This is a genomic window from Streptomyces sp. NPDC026301 (assembly GCF_055567935.1).
In genome coordinates this window covers 79,883-103,799 of the sequence record NZ_JBVHPN010000018.1, presented here as the reverse complement: position 1 = coordinate 103,799, position 23,917 = coordinate 79,883, and the positions used below count along the sequence as shown (strand labels likewise).

Annotated in this window: 3 protein-coding genes; all 3 read left to right on the top strand. The window is 73.2% G+C overall.

Features of this window, described 5'->3' with window-relative positions; genetic code table 11:
- Window positions 1-89 precede the first annotated feature (89 nt).
- Entirely contained in the window at window positions 90-13,922 is a 13,833-nt protein-coding gene (locus ACZ4MH_RS27795; RefSeq protein ID WP_351586302.1) for a type I polyketide synthase, read from the top strand.
- Window positions 13,923-13,973: 51 nt separating this feature from the next.
- Window positions 13,974-17,195 carry a type I polyketide synthase gene (locus tag ACZ4MH_RS27790; RefSeq protein WP_351586304.1) on the top strand — a complete coding sequence of 1,074 codons (3,222 nt, stop codon included), beginning with the start codon at window positions 13,974-13,976 and terminating at the stop codon, window positions 17,193-17,195.
- A gap of 67 nt (window positions 17,196-17,262) precedes the next feature.
- Window positions 17,263-23,898: a type I polyketide synthase gene (locus ACZ4MH_RS27785; protein ID WP_351586306.1), complete on the top strand. Its 6,636-nt coding sequence runs from the start codon at window positions 17,263-17,265 to the stop codon at window positions 23,896-23,898.
- Window positions 23,899-23,917: the final 19 nt, after the last annotated feature.

The window sequence follows — 23,917 nt, the reverse complement described above, 5'->3', positions numbered from 1 at the left end:
GAGGAAACCCCTGCCTAGGATCGGCCCGAAGATTCGTCCACATACTCAGAAGTCTTTCGGTATTCGGCCGGAAAGGGCAGTCGAGCGCGATGACGAAACAGCACCACTCCGAGATACCCGGGCCCCGCCGCAGTCAGGACGAGGCGGCCGCGGGCCGGGACGAGGCGATCGCGGTCGTCGGCCTTTCCTGCCGGCTGCCGGGAGCCGCGGACCCCGGGGCGTTCTGGGAGCTGCTGCACACCGGGTCCGACGCCATCACCCCCGTTCCCGAAGGCCGCTGGCGGTCGGCGACCGGAGAAGAAGCGCCCGCGGACACCGGGCCCGGAATGCGACGGGGCGGCTTCCTGGACCGGGTCGACGCCTTCGACGCCGCGTTCTTCGGCATCGCGCCGCGCGAGGCGCGCGTCATGGACCCCCAGCAGCGCCTCGTGCTCGAACTGGCCTGGGAGGCCCTTGAGGACGCCGGGATCGTGCCGGCCACCCTCCGCGGCAGCCGCACCGCGGTGTTCGTCGGCACCCTGCGCGACGACTACGCCGCGCTGCTCTATCAGCACGGCGAACAGGCAATCACCCAGCACACCATGGCGGGTGTCAACCGGGGCGTGATCGCGAACCGGGTCTCGTACCACCTCGGTCTGCGCGGACCGAGTCTGACCGTCGACTCGGCACAGTCGTCCTCGCTGGTCGCCGTGCATCTGGCCGCCGAGTCGCTGCGCTCGGGGGAGTCCGAAGCGGCGATTGTGGCGGGTGTCAACCTGAACATCCTCGCCGAGGGCGCCGTCACCGAGGAGCGGTTCGGCGGGCTGTCCCCGGACGGCACGACGTACACCTTCGACGCCCGCGCCAATGGATTCGTACGGGGCGAGGGCGGCGGTGCCGTCGTACTCAAGCCGCTGTCGCGGGCCCTGGCGGACGGCGATCCGGTCTACGGACTGATCCACGGCAGCGCCGTGAACAACGACGGCGCCACCCCCGGCCTGACCGTGCCGAGCCGTGAGTCCCAGGAACGCGTGGTGCGCGAGGCGTACGAAAAGGCCGGCGTCGACCCGGGCGCGGTGCAGTACGTCGAGCTGCACGGTACCGGCACGCCCGTCGGCGACCCCATCGAGGCCGCCGCGCTCGGCGCGGTGCTCGGCGCGGGCCGCGAGGCCGGGAGCGCGCTGCGGGTCGGCTCCGCGAAGACCAACGTCGGCCACCTGGAAGGCGCCGCGGGCATCGTCGGCCTGCTCAAGACCGTGCTGGCACTGCGCCACCGCCGCCTCCCCGCGAGCCTGAACTTCCGTACCGCGAACCCCGCGATCCCCCTGTCCGAGCTCGGCCTTGAAATACAGCGCGAGACGGGTGACTGGCCGGCCCCCGACCGGTCGCTGCTCGCCGGTGTCTCCTCGTTCGGCATGGGCGGCACCAACGCCCATGTGGTACTCGGCGAGGCCCCCGCCCGGACACCGTCCGCCGCCGCTCCCGCCGAGGGGACGGCCGCCGACCTGCTGCCCTGGGTGGTCTCGGGCCGCAGTGCCGCGGCGCTCGCTGCCCAGGCCGGACGGCTGCATGCCGCCGCGACCGCCGACGGGGCACCGGGTCCGGCGGACATCGGCCGGTCACTGGCCTGCTCACGCACCGTCTTCGAGCACCGCGCCGTCGTCCTGGCCGCCGACCGGTCCGTAATGCTGGCGGGCCTGACCGCCCTGGCCCAGGGGAGCCCCGCGACGCAGGTCGTCTCCGGTGCCGTACGGCCCGGCGGCACGGCCTTCCTGTTCACCGGGCAGGGCGCACAGCGCCTCGGCATGGGCCGGGAACTGCGCGCCGCCTTCCCGGCCTACGCGACCGCCTTCGACGAGGTGTGCGCGGCACTCGACCCGCTGATCGGGTGCTCCCTCGCCGAGGTGGTGGACTCCGGAGCGGGCCTGGACGACACCGCCTTCACCCAGCCCGCGCTCTTCGCGCTCGAGGTGGCCCTCCACCGCCTTCTCGGCTCCTGGGGCGTCGTCCCCGACCGGGTCGCCGGGCACTCCATCGGAGAGATCGCCGCGGCCCATGTCGCGGGTGTGCTGTCCCTCGACGACGCCGCGCGGCTCGTCGCGGCGCGCGGCCGGCTGATGCAGCAACTCCCGTCCGGCGGCGTCATGTTCGCCGTGGAGGCCGCCGAGGTCGAGGTGGCGCCGCTGCTCGCCGGGCAGCGGGGCCGGGTGTCGATCGCCGCTGTCAACGGGCCCCGCTCGGTGGTGCTCTCCGGCGAGCGGGACGTGGTCGCCGCGATCGCGGACCGACTGGCGGAAAAGGGCCGCAAGACCCGGAGGCTGACGGTCAGTCATGCCTTCCACTCGCCGCTCATGGACCCGATGCTGGAAGAGTTCCGCCGCGTCGTCGCCCGACTGACCTTCCATGAGCCCAGGATCGCCGCGGTGTCCACAGTGACCGGCGCCGCCGTCGGGCCGGGCCAGTGGGCCTCGGCCGACTACTGGGTCGAGCAGGTCCGCCGCCCGGTGCGGTTCCTGGAGGCCGTCCGCACCCTGGAGGCGGCAGGCACCGCCACCCTCCTCGAACTGGGACCCGACGGGGTCTGCGCGGCCATGGCCGCCCACTGCGTGCGGGACACCGACGCCACGGCGCCCGTCGCCGCTCTGCGCGCGGGCCGCTCCGAAGTCCGTACGCTGCTCGCCGCCCTCGCCGCCGCGTTCGTACGCGGTACGGAGGTGGACTGGGCGGCCGTGCACGCCGGCACCGGCGGCCGCCGGGTCGCGCTGCCCACGTACGCCTTCCAGCGCGAGCGGTACTGGATCGAAGGACCGGCCCGCGCCGCGGCGCTCCCGGCGGCCGAAGAAGCCGCCTCCGAACCCGCGCCTCTCGTCCCGCACACGCGGCCGACGGGCGCCGACGTCACCGCCCTCGTTCTCGACCGCATCGCGGCCGTACTCGAATATCCCGAGGGGCGGCGCGTCGACGCGCACGCCACGTTCAAGGACCTCGGCTTCGACTCGCTGATGTCGGTCGAGCTGCGCAACGCGCTGGCCGCCGCCACCGGCCTGAAGCTGCCCAGCGGCCTGCTCTTCGACCAGCCGACCCCCGCCGCGCTCCTCGCGCATCTGCACAGCCTGCTCGCCGGCGGGCCCGCCGACGCGGGCTCCCCGGCCCGCCCCGAGGACACCGACGAGGAGCCCATCGCCATCGTCGGCATGGCCTGCCGCTACCCGGGCGGCGTCACCTCCCCCGAGGAGCTGTGGCGCCTGGTCGCCGACGGCACCGACGCGATCTCCGGCTTCCCCGGCGACCGGGGCTGGGACCCGGACCTCTACGACAGCGACGCCACGAACGGCGGCCACAGCACTGTCCGCGAAGGCGGATTCCTGCACGACGCCGCCCTCTTCGACAACGAGTTCTTCGGGATCTCGCCGCGCGAGGCCCTGGCCATGGACCCGCAGCAGCGCCTCCTCCTGGAGACCGCCTGGGAGGCCATCGAGCGCGCGGGCCTGGATGCAGCCGCCGTCAAGGGCAGCCGCACCGGTGTGTTCGTGGGCGCCACCGCTCTCGACTACGGACCCCGGATGCACGAGGCCCCGGACACCGTCGAGGGCCATGTGCTCACCGGCACCACCCCGAGCGTCCTCTCCGGCCGCATCGCCTACCAGCTGGGCCTGCTCGGCCCGGCCGTCACCGTCGACACCGCCTGCTCGTCCTCGCTGGTCGCCCTGCACATGGCGGTACGGTCGCTGCGCTCCGGCGAGACCGGCCTCGCCCTCGCGGGCGGGGCGACCGTGATGTCCTCGCCCGGCATGTTCGTGGAGTTCTCGCGGCAGCGGGGTCTCGCCGCCGACGGCCGGTCCAAGTCCTTCTCGGCGGCGGCGGACGGGACGTCCTGGGCGGAAGGCGTGGGGCTGCTCGTGGTCGAGCGGCTCTCGGACGCCCGCCGCAACGGCCACCGCGTCCTCGCTGTCGTACGGGGCACCGCCATCAACCAGGACGGTGCGGGCAACGGCCTCACCGCCCCCGTCGGCCCCTCGCAGCGGCGAGTGATCCGCGAGGCGCTGGCCGACGCACACCTGGAGCCGGGCGAGGTGGACGCGGTCGAGGCCCACGGCACCGGCACGCGCCTCGGCGACCCCATCGAGGCCGAGGCGCTTCTCGCGACCTACGGCCAGGACCGCGAACACCCGCTGCTGCTCGGCTCGTTGAAGTCCAACATCGGACACGCGCAGGCGGCCGCCGGTGTGGGCGGAGTGATCAAGATGGTGCAGGCGATGCGGCACGGAGTGCTGCCCAGGACCCTGCACGCGGACGAGCCCTCCCCGCACGTCGACTGGACCGCGGGCGCCGTGGAACTACTCACCGAGCAGACCCCGTGGCCCGCCACCGGCCGCCCGCGCCGCGCGGGTGTCTCCTCGTTCGGTATCAGCGGCACCAACGCGCACGTGATCATCGAGGAGGCCGCGCCCGAGGAGGAGCAGGCCCCGACGCCCGACCTGGCCGCGCCCGCCCCGTGGCTCCTCTCGGCGCACGACGAGCCGGCTCTGCGCGACCAGGCCACCCGGTTGCGTACGTGGGTCGCCGACGGCGGCGCACACCCGGCCGACATCGGGCTGTCCCTGGCCACCACCCGCACCGCCCTGCGCCACCGCGCGGTGATCACCGCGGTCGACACCGACGGCTTTCTCGCCGGGCTGGACGCCCTCGCCCGCGGCGATGCGGCGCCGCACGTGGTGACCGGCACGGCAGGCACCGGCCGTACCGCGTTCCTGTTCACCGGCCAGGGCGCGCAGCGCGCCGGCATGGGCCGCGAACTGTACGCCGCACACCCGGTGTTCGCCGCCGCGCTCGACGAGGTGTGTGCCGCGCTCGACCCGTATCTGAACCGGCCCCTGCGCGAGGTCCTGTTCGCCGGCGAGGACAGCGCCGACGGCCGGCTGCTGCACCGTACGGCCTACACGCAGCCCGCGCTGTTCGCCGTCGAGACGGCTCTGTTCCGGCTGCTCGGCCACCACGGCCTGACGCCCGACCTGCTCGCCGGGCACTCCATCGGCGAGGTCGCCGCCGCCCACGCGGCCGGTGTGTTCTCCCTGGCCGACGCCGCGCGGCTGGTCGCCGCCCGCGGCCGGCTGATGGAGTCCGCACGCAGCGGGGGCGCGATGTTCGCGATCGAGGCGGAGGAGTCCGAACTCGCCGACGAACTGGAGCAGGCCGCCGGTCGCCTGGCGCTCGCCGCCGTCAACGGCCCCGACTCCGTCGTCGTCTCCGGAGATGAGGAAGCCGCCGAGGAGCTTGCCGAACGATGGCGCTCACGCGGCCGCAGAACCCGAAGACTCCAGGTCAGCCATGCATTCCACTCGCCGCACATGGACGACGTACTGGGGGAGTTCCGCACCGTCGCGGCGGGTCTGACCTTCCACGCCCCACGCATCCCCGTGGTCTCCACGGTCACCGGCGAACTCGCCGCCACCGACGAGCTGACCTCGCCCGACTACTGGGCCCAGCAGATCCGCAGGCCCGTGCGGTTCCTCGATGCCGCGCGCACCCTGGAGCGGCACGGCGCCACCGTGTACGTCGAGACCGGACCGGACGCCGTGCTCGCGCCGCTCACGCGCGCCGCGCTGGCCGACGCGGAAGCGACCGTCGTCCCGCTGCTGCGGGCCGGCCGCCCCGAGCCCGAGACGCTGGCCGCCGGGATCGCGGGCGCCTGGGCGGGCGGGGCGCCGCTGGACGCCGCGCCGTTCCACCCCGGGGCCCACCGCGTCGACCTGCCGACATACGCCTTCCAGCGGCAGCACTACTGGCTCGCGCCGCACCGGCCCGCCGACGCGCGCGGCCTCGGCCTCGACCCGGCGGGCCACCCGCTGCTGAGCGCCGCGGTGGAGGTCGCCGGGCACGACGGCCTGATGCTCACCGGCCGGCTCTCCGCGGCCGACCACCCCTGGCTGACCGATCACGCCATCGGTGGCACCGTCCTGTTGCCCGCGACCGCCTTCCTCGAACTCGCCCTGGTCGCGGCGGGCCACTACGGCATCGAACGGATCGACGAACTGACCCTGGAGGCGCCACTGGCGCTGTCCGCGCAGGGCGCCGTACGCGTGCAGGTCGCCGTGGGCGCCCCGGACGCCACCGGGGCACGGCCCGTCGAGATCCACACCTGCCCCGACGGCGGCCCCGGGGGCGAGGGAGAGCGGACGTGGACACGGCACGCCTCGGGCTCCCTCGGCGGCCCTGCCGCACCCGCCGGGCCCGACCTGCGGCAGTGGCCGCCGGCGGGCGCCGACGAGGCCGAGCTGGACGGCATCTACGAGGAGCTCGCGGGTCTCGGCTATGAATATGGCCCGGCGTTCCAGGGCCTGACCGGACTGTGGCGCACGGGCGACGAGCTGTACGCCGAGGTGACCCTGCCCGGCGAACAGCACCCGGAGGCGGGCCGGTACGGACTGCACCCCGCCCTCTTCGACGCGCTCCTCCACCCCCTGGTGCTGCACGCCGCGGAAGCGGCGGGCACCTCGGCGGCCGACAGCATCCGGCTCCCGTTCTCGTGGACGGGCACGTCGCTGTACGCGACCGGGGCCGGGACGCTGCGGGTGCGGATCGCGCGGATCGCGCCCGACACCTTCACCCTGTACGCCGCGGACGCCACCGGAGAGCCCGTCGTGACGGTGGACTCGCTGAGTCTGCGCCCGGTCGCCAGGGACCGGCTCGCGCCGGTGCCCACTGAGCACCACGACGCGCTGTACGACGTGGAGTGGACGGCCGTCGCGACGCCCGTCGTGGACCCCCTGCGGGTGGCCGAGGTGCCCCATGCGGACCTGAGTGCCGTCGAGGCGACCGATGCCGAGGTGGTGTGCGTACGGGCCGACGCGCTGGTCCCCGCGGCGGCGGACGACGCGGCCGCCGCCCACCGGACCACCGCGGCCGTCCTGCGCCTCGTCCAGGACTTCCTCGCCGACGAGCGGTTCGCCACCGCCCGGCTCGTAATCCTCACTCGGGGCGCGGTGGCCACCACCCCCGGCGAGGACATCGCCTCGCTCGCCACGTCCCCGCTGTGGGGCCTGGCCCGTACGGTGCAGTCCGAGCACCCGGACCGCATCGTCCTGCTCGACACCGACACCGACACCGACACCGACACCGACGCTGCCGCCGCTTCGCGGCTGCTCGCCGCCGCCGTGGCTGCCGGAGAACCTCATATCGCGCTGCGCGACGGGGTGTTCAAGGTGCCCCGCCTGAAGCGTGCCGTACGCGAGGACGTCCCGGGCCCCTTCGCCGGCGACCGGGCCGAGCCGGTGCTGATCACGGGCGGCACCGGCGGCCTCGGCGCGCTGTTCGCCCGGCACCTGGTGGCCGAGCACGGAGTGCGCGCTCTGGTACTGGTGAGCCGACGCGGCCCGGACGCCCCGGGAGCATCCGAACTACGGGACATACTGGCCGAGTTGGGCGCTTCCGTGACGGTGGCGGCCTGTGATGTGGCGGACCGGGAGGCGCTCGCGGGGCTGCTCGACCGGGTGGGCCCGCTCTCGGGTGTCGTCCACACGGCCGGTGTGCTGGACGACGCGACCATCGAAGGCCTCACGGCCGAGCGGCTCGCGGCCGTACTCCGCCCCAAGGTGGACGCGGCCTGGCATCTGCACGAACTGACCCGGGACATGGACCTGACGGCCTTCGTCCTGTTCTCCTCCGTCTCCGGATTGCTCGGCACGGCGGGGCAGAGCAATTACGCCGCGGCCAACGCCTTCCTGGACGCGCTCGCCGCCCACCGCAGGGCGGCCGGCCTGCCCGCGACCTCGCTGGCCTGGGGCCTGTGGGACGCCACCCACGGCATGGGCGGCACGCTCGGCGACGCCGATCTGGCCCGCTGGGCACGGGCCGGATTCCGTCCGCTCACTCCGGAGCAGGGCCTCGTCCTGTTCGACGCCGCGCTCGCCGCTCCGCTCGCGCTGCGCGTCCCCGCGGCCCTCGACCCGCGGGCCGTGCTCGCCGCCGACGGCGAGCCCCCGGCGCTGCTGCGCGGTCTCGTCCGTACCCGCCCCCGGCGCGCCGCCGCGAGTGCCGCCACGGCACACACCGGCGGCACCACCTGGGCCGAGCGGACCGCTGCGCTCCCCGAGGAACAGCGGCGCGAGGCGGTCCTCGATCTCGTACGCGGCACCGTGGCCGGTGTCCTCGGCCATGCCGACCCGCACCGCCTCGACCCGAAGCGCGCCTTCAACGAGATCGGCTTCGACTCGCTCGCCGGTGTGGAGCTGCGCAACCGCCTGAACGCCGCCACCGGTCTCCGGCTGCCCGCCACCGTCGTCTTCGACCACCCCTCGCCCGAGGCCGTCGTGGACCACCTGCTGTCCCGGGTCACGGCCGACGCCACCCCGGCGAAGCGCCGGACGGCGCACGCCGTCGCCCAGCTGAACGAGCCGATCGCGATCGTCGGGATGGCCTGCCGCTATCCCGGCGGAGTGTCCTCGCCCGACGACCTGTGGCGCCTGGTGGCGGACGGCGCGGACGGCATCACCGGGTTCCCGGACAACCGTGGCTGGGACCTGGACGCGCTGTACGACCCGGACCCCGAGCACACCGGTACCTCGTATGTGCGCCACGGCGGCTTCCTGCACGACGCCGACCGGTTCGACCGGGAATTCTTCGGCATCTCGCCCCGCGAGGCCACCGCGATCGACCCCCAGCACCGGCTGCTCCTCGAAACGGCCTGGGAGACCTTCGAGCACGCCGGCATCGACCCCACCGGGCTGCGTGGCTCGCGCACCGGCGTGTTCACCGGCGCGATGTACGACGACTATGTCTCCCGCCTCGCGGCGGCCCCCGAGGAGTACGAGGGCTTCCTGCTGGCGGGCAACCTCTCCAGCGTCGTATCGGGCCGGCTCTCGTACACGTACGGATTCGAGGGCCCGGCCGTCACCGTGGACACCGCGTGCTCCTCGTCCCTGGTGGCCCTGCACCTGGCGGCGAACGCGCTGCGCAACGGCGAGTGCGATCTCGCCCTCGCCGGCGGCGTCACCGTCATGGCCGGTCCGCACGTCTTCATCGAATTCTCCCGGCAGCGCGGACTGTCGCCCGACGGCCGCTGCAAGTCCTTCTCGGCCGGCGCCGACGGCACCGGCTGGTCGGAGGGCGTCGGCCTGCTCCTGGTGGAGCGGCTGTCGGACGCCCGACGCAACGGGCACCGCGTGCTCGCCGTCGTCCGCGGCAGCGCGGTCAACCAGGACGGTGCGAGCAATGGTCTGACGGCACCGAACGGACCCTCGCAGGAACGGGTGATCCGGCAGGCGCTGGCCGCGGCCGACCTCGAACCGGCGGAGGTGGACGCGGTGGAAGCACACGGCACCGGAACGCGCCTCGGTGACCCCATAGAAGCCCAGGCGCTGCTGGCGACCTACGGTCAGGAACGCGAACAGCCGCTGCTGCTCGGGTCGTTGAAGTCCAACATCGGGCATTCACAGGCGGCGGCCGGCGTCGGCGGTGTGATCAAAATGGTGCAGGCCATGCACCACGGCGTCCTGCCGAAGACCCTGCATGCGGACGAGCCGTCGCCGCACGTGGACTGGACCGCGGGCGCCGTGGAACTGCTCACCGAGCAGACCGCGTGGCCGAGCGTCGGCCGACCCCGGCGGGCCGGTGTGTCCTCGTTCGGCATCAGCGGCACCAACGCCCACGTGATCATCGAGGAGGCCGCCGCCGAAGAAACGCCGGCCACGGCACCGGAGCCGATCGCCCCCGCGCCCTTCGTGCTCTCCGCGCGCGGCGAGGACGCCCTGCGCGCCCAGGCCGGGCGCCTGCGAGAGCATCTGAGCACACACCCGGGGCAGAGCCTCGCGGACACCGGCTGGTCGCTGGCCACCACCCGAGCCCGCCACGACCGACGGGCCGTCGTCGTGGCCACGACCCGGGACGAACTCCTGGACGCCATGGACGCACTGGCCCGAGGCGAGACCACCCCGGCCGTCCAGCGCGCCGGCTCCGCCCCGCGTGGCAAAACCGCCTTCCTGCTGACCGGGCAGGGCTCGCAACGCATCGGCATGGGCCGCGAGTTGTACGAAACGTCGCCGGTGTTCGCCGCCGCGCTCGACGAGGTGTGCCGCCACTTGGACCGCGAACTCCTGCGGCCCCTGAAGTCCGTGCTCTTCGCGCCCGAAGGGGCACCCTCGGCGGCGCTGCTCGACCAGACGGCCTTCACCCAGGCCGCCCTGTTCGCCCTGGAGACCGCCCTGTTCCGGCTGGCCGAACACTACGGCCTGACCCCGGACTTCCTGCTCGGCCACTCGGTGGGCGAGGTCACCGCGGCCCATCTCGCGGGCGTACTCGACCTGCCGGACGCCTGCGTCCTGGTCGCCGAGCGCGGCCGGCTGATGCAGGCCGCACGGGAAGGCGGCGCGATGGCGGCCGTCGGGGCCGCCGAGGACGAGGTCCGCGCCGCGCTCGCCGGACACGGTGAACGGGTGACCGTCGCGGGCGTCAACGGCCCCCGCTCCACCGTGATTTCGGGTGACGCGGACGCCGTGGAAGAGCTGGCCGCGTACTGGAAGGAGCGGGGCGCGCGGACCAAACGGCTGCCGGTCAGCCACGCCTTCCACTCGCCGCACATGGACGACGTACTGGCGGAGTTCCGAGCCGTCGCCGAGGGCCTCACCTTCCATGAGCCGCGCATTCCGATCGTCTCCAACGTCACCGGCGAGCTCGCCGGCAGCGACGAGCTGGCCTCGCCCGACTACTGGGCGCGGCACATCCGCGAGGCGGTCCGCTTCCTGGACGGAGTGCGACTCCTCGAAGCCCGCGGCGTGACCGAATGGGTCGAACTGGGCCCCGACGGAGTGCTGAGTGCGCTGGTCACCGAGTCCCTGACCGTCGACCCCGGCACGGTCGTGCCCCTGCTGCGCAAGGGCCGCCCCGAGGACCGCACAATCGCCGCGGCCCTCGGCCGGCTCGCCGCCCGCGGCGCCGCACTGCGCTGGGACACCGTCTTCCCCGGCGCCCGCAGGGCCGAGCTGCCGGGGTACGCCTTCCAGCGGCAGCGGTACTGGCTCGAAGCGCCCGCGACGGTCGGCGACGCCGCCGGCTTCGGGCTCGCGGCGGCGGACCACCCGCTGCTCGGCGCCACCACCTCGCTCGCCGACCGCGACGAGCACGTCCTCACCGGCCGCCTGGCGCGCGGCACGCACCCCTGGCTGACCGAGCACACCGTCGCCGGGACCGTGCTGGTGCCCGGCACCGGACTGCTCGAACTCGCCCTGCGCGCCGGGGAACAGCTCGGCGTCACCACCGTCGACGAGCTGACCCTGGCCGCGCCCCTCGTACTGCCCGAACGTGGCGGCGTACACCTCCAGGTGCACATCGGCGCCGAGGAAGCCGACGGCGGCCGTGCCGTCCGCATCCACTCGCGGCCCGACGGCGACCCGGCACAGGACGAGGACTGGACCCTGAACGCCCACGGCACCCTGCGCGCCGAGAGCGGCACCACGCGCGGCGACGACCTCACGGTCTGGCCGCCGGCCGGCGCCGTCGAGACCGATCTGACCGGTGTGTACGAACGGCTCGCGGAGCGGGGATACGAGTACGGTCCCGCGTTCCGGAACCTGCGCAGGCTGTGGGTCGCCGGTGAGGACCTCTGCGCGGAGGTCGCCCTCGCCGACGGACAGCGCACCGAAGCCGCCCGCTTCGTCCTCCACCCCGCGCTGCTCGACGCCGCGCTGCACCCGCTGCTGCCCGGTGTCGTCAGGCAGGAGGGGGCCGCGCTGCTGCCGTTCGCCTGGGCGGGGGCCACCGTGCACGCCACCGGCGCTTCGGTGCTGCGCGTCCGGCTCGCCGGGGCCGTCGTGCCCGGAGCCGGGGGCGACCGCACCACCACGGTCGCGCTCAGCGTGGCCGACGCCACCGGCGCGCCCGTCGCCACCATCGAGGAACTGACCCTGCGCCCGCTCAACACCGACACCCTGCGCACGGCGGGTGGCACCGACGCCGACGGGCTGCTGCGGGTCGAGTGGGCCCCGCTGCCCGAGGGCGACGCGAGCAGGGATCTCCCGACAGGCGGTGGGGCCGTGGACCTGTCGGCCTGGGCGCTGGTCGGCCCGGCGGCCGGCCTTGGGACCGTCACCGAGCGGATCCGGGCATACGAGGACCTGGCCGCGCTCGCCCGCGCCATGGACGAGGGGGCGCCCGCGCCCGCCGTGCTCCTTGTGCCGCGGATGGCCGACTCCGGCCGCCCGGCCGCCGGACCGGGAGCCGGGCCGCTGACGGCGGCGCTTCCGGAGGCGACCCGCGAGGCAGCGCAGGAAGCGCTCGGGCAGGCACAGGCATGGCTCGGGGACGACCGGTTCGCCGGTACCCGCCTCGTGGTCGTGACACGGGGTGCCGTCGCCACCGCACCCGGCGAGGACGTGCCCGACCTCGCGCACGCCCCGCTGTGGGGACTGCTGCGCTCGGCACAGACCGAGAACCCGGGGCGCGTCCAACTCGTGGACACCGACGCCGGCACCGAAGCCACCGGCACGGCAGCCGCCGACCTGCTCGTACGCGCCGTGGCCGCCGCCGAGCCGCAGACGGCGATACGGGCGGGCGCGCTGCTGGTGCCACGCCTCGTCAAAGCAGTGGCACCGCAGCCGCCGACCGCCCCCGACACCGGGTCCCCGTGGGGCGACGGCACCGTCCTGGTCACCGGCGCCACGGGCGCGCTGGGCGGCGTACTCGCCCGGCACCTGGTGTCCGAGCACGGAGTGCGCGATCTGGTACTGGTGAGCCGACGCGGCCCGGATGCCCCGGGAGCGCCCGAACTACGGGACACGCTGGCCGAGTTGGGCGCTTCCGTAACGACGGTGGCCTGTGATGTGGCGGACCGGGAGGCGCTCGCGGGGCTGCTCGACCGGGTGGGCCCGCTCTCGGGTGTCGTCCACACGGCAGGTGTGCTGGACGACGCGACGATCGAGGGCCTGACGGCCGAGCGGCTCGCGGCCGTACTCCGTCCCAAGGTGGACGCGGCCTGGCATCTGCACGAGCTGACCCAGGAGATGGACCTCAAGGCGTTCGTCCTGTACTCGTCCGTCGCCGGGCTCCTCGGCACGGCGGGCCAGGCCAACTACGCCGCGGCCAACGCCTTCCTGGACGCGCTCGCCGCCCACCGCAGGTCGGCCGGCCTGCCCGCCACCTCACTCGGCTGGGGCCTGTGGGCCGAGACCAGCGCCCTCACCGGCCGGCTGTCCGACACCGATCTGCGCCGGCTCGCCCGTTCCGGCCTGCTGCCACTGGCCACCGACGACGCCATGGCCCTCTTCGACGCCGCCCTGGCGGCCGACGAGAGCGGGCTCGCCGTCACCAGGCTGGACACCAGGGCGCTGCGCAGCCTGGGCGACCAGGTGCCGCCGATGCTGCGTGGCCTGGTCGGTACGGCACCGAAGCGCCGGGCCGGCTCGGCAGCCGGCGCGGGCCGCAACGCCGACGAGTACAAAGGCCCCGGCCTCGCCGAACGACTCGCAGCCCTGCCTCCGGCCGAACGGGACCGCACGCTGGTGGACCTGGTGCGCGGCAAGGTGGCCGCGGTGCTCGGCCACAGCGATCACACCGCGATCGACGCCGACCGGGCGGTCCAGGAACTCGGCTTCGACTCACTGACCGCCGTCGAACTGCGCAACCAGCTCGGTGTCGCCACCGGCCTCCGGCTGCCCACCACGCTCGTCTTCGACCACCCGACCCCCAGGACGCTCGCGAAGTACCTGGCCGAACAGCTCGCGGTGGACGAGATCGCCCCCGACGAGCCGGTGCTCGCGGAACTGGCCCGGCTCAAGACGGCCATCGAGGCCGTCGCGGCCGACGAGTCCGCACACGGCCGGGTCACCGCGCGGCTGCGCGAACTCCTCGACGCTGCGGACAGCGCGGCCGGGGCCACCGCCGAGGATGAGGACGACGACCTGGAGACCGCCACGGACGAGGAGTTGTTCGCCCTCGTCGACAGTCTCGACTGATCCGCCGCCGACCAGGCCGACCACCATACGAATTACGGGAGTTGACAGAACATGGCGGGCGAGGACAAGCTCCGCGACTATCTCAAGAAGGCCGTCGCCGAGGCCCGTGACGTGCGCAGGCAGCTGCGGGAGATCGAGGAAAAGCGGCGCGAGCCGATCGCGATCGTGGGCATGGCGTGCCGCTATCCCGGCGGTGTCGCGTCCCCCGACGACCTCTGGCGCTTGGTCGCCGACGGCACGGACGCGGTGTCCGGGTTCCCGGACAACCGCGGCTGGGACCTGGACGCGCTGTACGACCCGGACCCCGAGCGCACGGGAACCTCGTACGGGCGCGAAGGCGGCTTCCTGCACGATGCCGACCGGTTCGACCCCGCCTTTTTCGGCATGTCGCCGCGCGAGGCCACGGCGATCGATCCCCAGCAGCGGCTGCTCCTGGAGACCACCTGGGAGGCGTTCGAGCACGCCGGCATCGACCCCACAGGGCTGCGCGGCTCCCGCACCGGCGTGTTCACGGGGCTGATGTACAACGATTACGGCTCCCGCCCGCATCTGCCCCCGGAGGACTTCGAGGGCTACCTCTTCAGCGGCAGCGCGGGCAGCATCGCCGCCGGCCGGCTCTCGTACACGTACGGATTCGAGGGCCCGGCCGTCACGGTGGACACGGCGTGCTCCTCATCGTTGGTGGCCCTGCACCTGGCGGCGAACGCGCTGCGCAACGGCGAGTGCGATCTCGCCCTCGCCGGCGGTGTCACCGTCATGTCGACGCCGGTTGCCTTCGTCGAGTTCTCCCGGCTCAGAGGCCTGTCGCCCGACGGCCGCTGCAAGTCCTTCTCGGCCGACGCCGACGGTGTCGGCTGGTCGGAGGGGGCCGGTCTGCTTCTGGTGGAGCGGCTGTCGGACGCCCGGCGCAATGGGCACCGCGTGCTCGCGGTGGTGCGGGGCAGTGCGGTCAATCAGGACGGTGCGAGCAATGGTCTGACGGCGCCGAACGGTCCGTCGCAGGAGCGGGTGATCCGGCAGGCACTGGCCGCGGCGGGGCTGGAGCCGGGCGAGGTGGACGCGGTGGAGGCGCATGGCACCGGTACGCGTCTCGGTGACCCGATCGAGGCCCAGGCACTGCTGGCGACCTACGGCCAGGAACGTGAACAGCCGTTGCTGCTCGGGTCGTTGAAGTCCAACATCGGGCATTCGCAGGCGGCGGCCGGTGTGGGTGGTGTGATCAAGATGGTGCAGGCCATGCACCACGGCGTCCTGCCGAAGACCCTGTACGCGGACGTGCCATCGCCGCACGTGGACTGGACCGTGGGCGCCGTGGAACTGCTCACCGAGCAGGCCGCGTGGCCCGCCACCGATCGGCCTCGTCGCGCCGGTGTCTCCTCTTTCGGCTTCGGGGGCACCAACGCGCACGTGATCATCGAGGAAGCCCAGGCCGAGGCCCACGCCGTGGCCGAGGACGCCACTCCCGTGCCGGAGCCGTCGGCCGTCCCCGCGCTGCCCTGGATCCTGTCCGCGCGCACCCCGCAGGCGCTCACCGCGCAGGCCGGGCGGCTGCACGCGTTCACCGGACGCGACGACGCCCCGAGCCCGCTGGACGTCGCGTACTCGCTGGCCACCACCCGCGCCGCCTTCGAACACCGGGCCGTGGTCGTGAGCAACGGTGCCAACCAACTCCGCGCAGGGCTCGACCTGTTGGACCTTGTCGCCCGGTCGGACGGCGCTCTCGGCTTTGTGTTCTCGGGTCAGGGTGCGCAGCGGGCGGGGATGGGGCGTGAGCTTTATGCGTCCTATCCGGTGTTTGCCCGTGCTCTGGACGAGGTGTGCGAGGTCTTGGACCCGCTGCTCAGCCGGCCGTTGAAGGAGGTGTTGTTTGCGGCTGCGGGATCGTCCGAGGCGGGTTTGCTGGGGGAGACCGGATTTACTCAGCCGGCGTTGTTCGCGTTTGAGGTGGCATTGTTCCGGCTGGTGGGGTCCTGGGGTGTGGTGCCGGGGTTTGTGGCGGGGCATTCGGTGGGGGAGTTGGCCGCTGCTCATGTGGCGGGTGTGTTGAGCCTGGTGGATGCGACTCGTTTGGTGGTGGCGCGTGCGGGGCTGATGCAGGCGTTGCCGCGGGGCGGAGCGATGGTCGCGGTGGAGGCGACCGAGTCCGAGGTGGCCGCTGCGCTCACGGCGTACGAGGGCGTTGTGGGGATCGCTGCGGTCAACGGGCCGCGAGCAGTCGTGATTTCGGGCGCCGAGGCATCCGTTGCGGATGTCGTGAAGCGGTTCATCGGTGACGGTCGCAGGGTGCGGCGTCTTGAGGTGTCGCATGCGTTCCACTCCCCGTTGATGGACGGGATGCTGGAGGAGTTCCGTACGGTTGCCAAGGAGATTCGGTACGAGGTGCCGTCGATTCCCGTGGTGTCCACGGTGACCGGTCGTCTCGCCGCCGGAGACGATTTGCGGACGGCGGACTACTGGGTGAATCAAGTCCGCCAGGCCGTCCGCTACGCCGACGCCGTCACCACCCTGGAAGCCGAAGGCGTCACCACGCTCCTGGAGATCGGCCCCGGCGGTGTGCTCACCGCCCTCGCCGCCCAGGCCGTACGCGACCCCGACGCCCTGGTTGCCACGGCCGCGGTCCGCGACGGCAGGCCCGAGGCGGAAGCCCTGGTCGGAGCGGTCGGCACACTGTACGCGCGCGGGGTCCCCGTCGACTGGGAGGCCTTCTTCGCCGGCTCCGGTGCGCGCCGGGTGCCGCTGCCCACGTACGCCTTCCGGCGCAAGCGGTACTGGCTGGACCAGGTGACGCCCGGGAACGGAGCGGGCGAGCGGCGGGCCCCGGCGAGTGACGATCAAGAAGAGGACGCCGGCGAGCCGGTCTCCTTGGCCGACCGGCTCGCGGAACTCACCGAGGCGCAGCAGGAGCGGTATGTGCTCACCACCGTGACCACGTTGGTGGCGGCGGTGCTCAAGCACACCGACACCGGCGCCATAGCCCCCGACCGCCCCTTCCAGGAACTGGGCCTCGACTCGCTCACCGGCGTCGAACTGCGCAATCGCCTCGGTGCGGCCACGGGCCTCCGGCTGCCGGCCACGGTGGTCTTCGACCACCCGACCCCGGCCGCCCTCGCCGCCTTCGTACGGACCGAGGCCGCACCCCGGCCGGCCGACCCGGCCCGTTCGGGCGGGACGCCCGGCAGCGATGCCGACGAGGTGGCGGATCTGCTCGCGGCCGCGTCGGCGGAGGAGATCTTCGACTTCATCGACACCCAGCTCGGAAGGGCCGCGGACTGACGCCGCCGCAACCGTCTCGCCAGCCCCGTTCAGCATGGATGCAGTACCGAGGAGAGATTGATTCCGCATGTCCGCTGACATGTCCAATGACCACAAGCCGGACCGGACCGACGACCGCGCCGAAGGCCGGACCAAGGAACAGAAGCTGGTCGACTACCTGAAGTGGGTGACCACGGACCTGCGGAAGGCACGTGAGCGGATCACCGAACTCGAATCCGCCGCGGCCGAACCGGTCGCGATCGTCGGCATGGCGTGCCGCTTCCCCGGCGGTGTCGCGTCCCCCGAGGACCTGTGGCGTCTGGTCGCCGACGGCACCGACGCGATCAGCGCGTTCCCCGACGACCGCGGCTGGGATCTCGACGCCCTGTACAGCCCCGACGCGGACGAGCCCGGCACCTCGTACACCCGCGAGGGCGGCTTCCTGGACGGCGCGGCACTGTTCGACGCCGATTTCTTCGGCATCTCGCCGCGCGAGGCCCGGGCCATGGACCCGCAGCAGCGGGTCCTTCTGGAGACGGCGTGGGAGGCGCTGGAGGACGCGGGCATCGACCCGGCGTCGCTCAAGGGCACCCGTACGGGAGTGTTCGCGGGCATCGTGGAACAGAGCTATCTCGGGCTCGAAGGGCCCGAGGAGTTCGAGGGCTATCTGATGACCGGCAAACTCGGCAGCGTGGCCTCCGGCCGCATCGCCTACACCCTCGGCCTGGAGGGCCCGGCCCTCTCGGTAAACACCGCGTGCTCGTCCTCGCTCGTCGCCCTGCACCTGGCCGTCGACTCGGTACGCCGTGGGGAGTCCACCCTGGCCCTTGCGGGCGGTGCGACGGTCACCGCGACGCCGGGCGGGTTCGTCGATTTCTCCCGCCAGAAAGGGCTCGCGCCCGACGGCCGTATCAAGTCGTTCGCGGCTGCGGCCGACGGCACTGCCTGGTCGGAGGGCGTGGGCCTGCTGGTCGTGGAGCGGCTGTCGGACGCCCGGCGCAATGGGCACCGGGTGTTTGCGGTGGTGCGGGGCAGTGCGGTGAATCAGGACGGTGCGAGCAATGGTCTGACGGCGCCGAACGGTCCGTCGCAGGAGCGGGTGATCCGGCAGGCACTGTCCGCGGCGGGGCTGGAGCCGGGCGAGGTGGACGCGGTGGAGGCGCATGGCACCGGTACGCGTCTCGGTGACCCCATAGAAGCCCAGGCGCTGCTGGCGACCTACGGTCAGGATCGCGAACGCCCCTTGTTCCTCGGGTCGTTGAAGTCCAACCTCGGACACACGGTCGCCGCGGCGGGCGTCGGCGGTGTGATCAAGATGGTGCAGGCGATGCGGCACGGCGTGCTGCCCAGGACCCTGCACATCGACCGGCCCACTCCCATGGTCGACTGGGAGTCCGGGGCCGTGGAACTGCTCGCCGAGGCACGCCCCTGGCCGACGCGTGACGAGGGCCCCCGCCGCGCCGCCGTCTCCGCCTTCGGTGTCAGCGGCACCAACGCCCATGTGATCCTCGAAGCCCCCGAGGAACAGCCCGAGCCGGCCGCGCGGGAACCGGAGCACGCGCTCCCCGTCGTACCGTGGTTCCTCTCCGCTCGCGGCACGGAGGCCCTGCGTGCTCAGGCCGAGCGGCTGCACGACCACCTGGCCGCGCACCCCGAGCAGACCGCCGCGGACATCGCCTACTCCCTGGCCACCACGCGCACCCGGCACACCCACCGGACCGCGCTCGTCGGCGCCGACCGCACGGAACTCGCCGACGCGGTGCGGAAGGCATCCGACGATCCGGCGTCCGTGTCCCTCGTCACCACAGGCGGCTCCGCCACCGGCGCGCTCGGCTTTGTGTTCTCGGGTCAGGGTGCGCAGCGGGCGGGGATGGGGCGGGAGCTCTATGCGTCCTATCCGGTGTTTGCCCGTGCTCTGGACGAGGTCTGCGAGGTCTTGGATCCGCTGCTCGGCCGGCCGTTGAAGGAGGTGTTGTTTGCGGCTGCGGGATCGTCCGAGGCGGGTTTGCTGGGGGAGACGGGATTTACTCAGCCGGCGTTGTTCGCGTTTGAGGTGGCGTTGTTCCGGTTGGTGGGGTCCTGGGGTGTGGTGCCGGGGTTTGTGGCGGGGCATTCGGTGGGGGAGTTGGCCGCTGCTCATGTGGCGGGTGTGTTGAGTCTGGTGGATGCGGGTCGTTTGGTGGTGGCGCGTGCGGGGTTGATGCAGGCGTTGCCGCGGGGCGGGGCGATGGTCGCCGTGGAGGCGACCGAAGCGGAAGCGTTCGACGCGATCGGGGACCGTACGGACGAGATGAGCATCGCGGCGGTCAACGGGCCGCGTGCGGTGGTGGTTTCGGGTGACGGGGCCGCGGTGGCGGAGGTGGAGAAGCGGTTCACCGATGACGGTCGCAGGGTGCGGCGTCTTGAGGTCTCGCATGCGTTCCACTCCCCGTTGATGGACGGGATGCTGGAGGAGTTCCGTGCGGTCGCCAAGGAGATTCGGTACGAGGCGCCGTCGATCCCTGTGGTGTCCACCGTGACCGGTCGTCTCGCCGCAGGAGAGGATCTGCGGACGGCGGACTACTGGGTGAATCAAGTCCGCCAGGCCGTCCGCTACGCCGACGCCGTCACCACCCTGCACGAGCAAGGCGTCAGGACCCTCGCGGAGATCGGCCCCGACGGAGTGCTCACCGCCCTCGCCCAAGGCGTACTCGCCGACCGCCCGGACACCGCGGTCCAGGCGCTGCAACGCCGCGACCGGCCCGAGGCCCGCACCCTGGTGGACGGCCTCGGCAAGCTGCACAACCAGGGCGTACGCGTCGACTGGGAGGCGTTCTTCGCCGGCTCCGGCGCGCGCCGGGTGCCCCTGCCCACGTACGCCTTCCAGCACACGCGGTACTGGGTGGACGCGGGCGCGGAGCACAGGGACGCCGGCGGTCTCGGCCTCGACACCACCGATCACCCCCTCGTCGGCGCCGCTCTCCTCCTCGGGGACGGCGACGAGGCGATGTTCACCGCCCGCTTGTCGGCCCGTACCGCCGGTCTGTCGGCCGCCCACACCATCGCCGGTGAAACCGTCGTACCGAACACGGTCCTGACCGAACTCGCCATCCACGCGGGCGACGAGACCGGATGCACCGTCATCGACGAACTGACCGTCGACGAGCAGCTGGTGCTGCCCGCGACCGGTGCCCTTCAGCTTCACCTACGCGTCGGCGCGCCGGACGCGCTCGGGCACCGTCCCCTCTCCATTCACTCCCGTCCCGACGCCACCGGTGCCTCCTGGGTCCGCCATGCGCGCGGGCGTATGAGCGACGCGCCACTGGCGCCGCCGCCTCTTCGGCCGACAAGCGGCCGGCCGACAACCGGCCGCTCGGCATCCGACCGGCCGGAACAGTGGCCGCCCGCCGACGCCACACGCATCGGGGCCGACAACGTGTACGCACGTCTCGCGGCCGCGGGATCGGTGTACGGACCGGCGCTCCAGGGCCTGACCGAGGTGTGGCAGCGCGAGGACGAACTCTTCGCCGAGGTGCGCCTCGCCGACGAAGCAGCCCCGGACAGGAACGGGTACGGCATCCATCCGGCCTTGCTGGAGGCGGCCCTGCAGCCGCTGTACGCCACCGGTCTGCCCGGCACGCCGCTCACGGCCGCCCACTGGGACGGAGTACGACTCCACGCCACCGGTGCCGACACGCTGCGCGTCCACATCACCCCGGCCGGCACCGCGGACGCCGTGTCCCCCACCACCGACATCGCACGCGTCGACGCTCCTGGTGCAGGCACCTACAGAGTGCGACTCACCGACCCGACCGGACGGCCCGTCGCCGACATCGACGCCGTGACCGTCCGCCCCGTCGACGTGGCCGCGCTGCCGGCCGCGCGCTCCCGCTGTCATGACGCCCTCCACCACGTCGGCTGGTCCGCCCGGCGGATGCCCCCGGCCCCCGCCATGCACTGGGTCACGCTCGGCTCGGACGGCTACCCGGACGTGCCGTCCGTGGCCGCCGCCGTGGCCGCGGGGACGCGGATCGATGCCGTGCGTGTCCACCTCGCGAGCGGGCCGGGCGCCCCGGCGGACGCGGTCAGGGACACCGTCGGACGCGCCCTCGCCCTGGCGCAGCAGTGGCTGGCGGAGGACTCGCTGTCCGACGTACCGCTGGCCGTCGTGACCACCGGAGCCGTCGCCGCCGACGAGGGAGAGGACATCACCGACCCGGCCGCGGCCGCCGCCTGGGGACTGCTGCGGTCCGCGCAATCGGAGGCGCCCGGTCGGATCGTCCTGGTCGATACGGAAGCCGACGGCGTCGACACGGAAGCCGACGGCTCCGGCCTCGGCGACGTGCTGTCCGCAGTGGTCGCCTCGGGTGAGCCACAGGCGGCGGTGCGCGGCGCCGCCCCGGGCGTCCGGGTGCCGCGGCTGGTCCGCGAGCGCCGGGACGCATCCGGAACGGCACCGGCCTGGGACGCCGACGGCACGGTCCTGGTGACCGGCGGCACGGGCTCGTTGGGCGGCCTCTTCGCCCGGCACCTGGTGGCCTCGTACGGCGTGCGGCAGCTGCTCCTGGTCAGCAGGCGCGGCCCGGACGCCCCGGGCGCCGACGCGCTGCGTGCCGAGCTGTCGGCCCTGGGCGCGTCGGTGACCATCGCCGCATGCGATGTCTCCGACCGCACGGCCCTCGCCGCACTCCTCACCTCGATACCGGCGGCGCACCCGCTGCGGGCCGTCATCCACACCGCCGGTGTGCTCGACGACGGTGTCATCACCGCGCAGAACCCGCAGCGGCTCGACGCCGTGCTGCGCCCGAAGGCCGACGCGGCCTGGGCGCTGCACGAGCTGACGCGGGACGCCGACCTGACGGCATTCGTACTGTTCTCCTCCGTGGCCGCCGCCATCGGAGGTCCCGGACAGGCCAACTACGCGGCGGCCAACGCCCATCTGGACGCGCTGGCCCAGCATCGCGCCGCCCTGGGGCTGCCCGCCACGTCCATCGCCTGGGGCCTGTGGGCACAGTCGACGGGCCTGACCGGCGACCTGACCGAAACGGACCTCAAGCGGATCGCCCGCAGCGGATTCCTCCCGGTCGCTCAGGAGCAGGGCCCGGCCCTGTTCGACCTGGCCCTGCGCGGCGGCCGGGCGTACACAGTGGCCACCCCGCTCGACCTGTCCGCCGTACGGCAGCAGGCCACCGTCCCGGCGCTCTTGCGCGGACTGGTGAAGACCCCGGTGCGCGGCACGGCTCGCGGCACGGCCGATACGGGCCCCGCGCTCGCCGACCGGCTCGCGGGCCTGAGCGAGCAGGAGCAGCACGCCTTGGTCCTGGACGCCCTCATGGGGGAGGTCGCCCGGGTGCTCGGCCGCGGCGACGCCACCGGAATCGACCCCGGACGTCCGTTGCAACAGAGCGGCTTCGACTCGCTGACGTCGGTGGAGCTGCGTAACCGCATCGCCACGGTGAGCGGTCTGAGCCTGCCGGCGACCGTGGTCTTCGACCACCCGACTCCCCGGGACCTGGCCGCACACCTGCGGGCCGAACTCCTCTCCTCCGGCGGCGAGGACGCGGGCGTACCGGACACCACCGACCACGCAGCCGACATCAGGCTCGCCGCCGACATCCGCCCCGCCGCCCAGGTCGTACGCACCGTGGCCAACCCGGACGAGGTGCTGCTCACCGGAGCGAGCGGGTTCCTCGGCGCCTTCTTGCTGCGCGACCTGATGCGTACCACCACCGCCCGGATCCACTGCCTGGTACGGGGCGCGGACGAACAAACCGCCCGCGCGCGACTGCGCGAAAGCCTTGAGTGGTACCGCGTCTGGGAAGCGATGGACGAGAGCAGGCTCCACGTGGTCGTCGGCGATCTCGCCGAGGAGCGCCTGGGCCTGACCGAGGAGACCTTCGACACGCTCTCCCGCACGGTCGACGTGGTCTACCACGCGGGCGCCACCGTCCACTGGCTGCACCCGTACCGGGCGCTGCGCCCGGCGAACGTGTCCGGCACGGAGGAGATCCTGCGGCTCGCGGCCCGCCACCGCACGGTTCCGGTGCACTACGTCTCGACGGTGGGCGTGTTCAACGGCCCGGTCACGCCTGGCGTCCCGCTCCAGGTGACCGATCCGACCGGGCCCGCCGACGCGCTGCCCAGCGGCTATCTCCAGAGCAAGTGGGTCGCCGAACAGGTCATCGGCATCGCCCGCGACCGGGGCCTGCCCGTGTCCGTGTACCGGGTCGACGTGGTATCCGGTGATCAGCACAACGGAGCCTGCCAGACGCGCGACTTCGTCTGGCTCACCCTCAAGGGCCTCCTGCAGGCGGGTGCGGTACCGGCCGGTGCCGAGGGCCGTTTCCACCTTCTGCCGGTCGACTACGTCAGCGCCGCGATCCTGGCCGTCTCCACCCGGGAGGAAGCCGCCGGCAACACCTTCCACCTGTTCAACCGCAGCTCGCTCAGCCTGACGGACTGTGTGACGTACCTACGCGAACTGGGCTACCAGCTCGACGAGTTGGACCGTCCTCTGTGGAGCGCGGCGGTACACGCCGACCGGGACAACGCCCTGCTCCCGCTTCTCCACGCCTTCGAGATGATGACCTCGGACACCGACGCCTTCTATCCGCCCATCGACACCGCCGAAACCGACGCGGCTCTCGCCGGCACGGGAATCGAGTGTCCGCCACTGACCCGCGAACTCCTCGCCACCTACGTCGACTTCTTCGTCCACGAGGGCCACTTCCCGCCCGTGCGTTGATCTTTCACCGATCCCCCTA

Excerpts from the sequence above, each read along its gene's own strand:
- ACZ4MH_RS27795 (WP_351586302.1), top strand. The coding sequence starts at position 90 with ATGACGAAACAGCACCACTCCGAGATACCCGGGCCCCGCCGCAGTCAG.
- ACZ4MH_RS27790 (WP_351586304.1), top strand. The coding sequence starts at position 13,974 with ATGGCGGGCGAGGACAAGCTCCGCGACTATCTCAAGAAGGCCGTCGCC.
- ACZ4MH_RS27785 (WP_351586306.1), top strand. The coding sequence starts at position 17,263 with ATGTCCGCTGACATGTCCAATGACCACAAGCCGGACCGGACCGACGAC.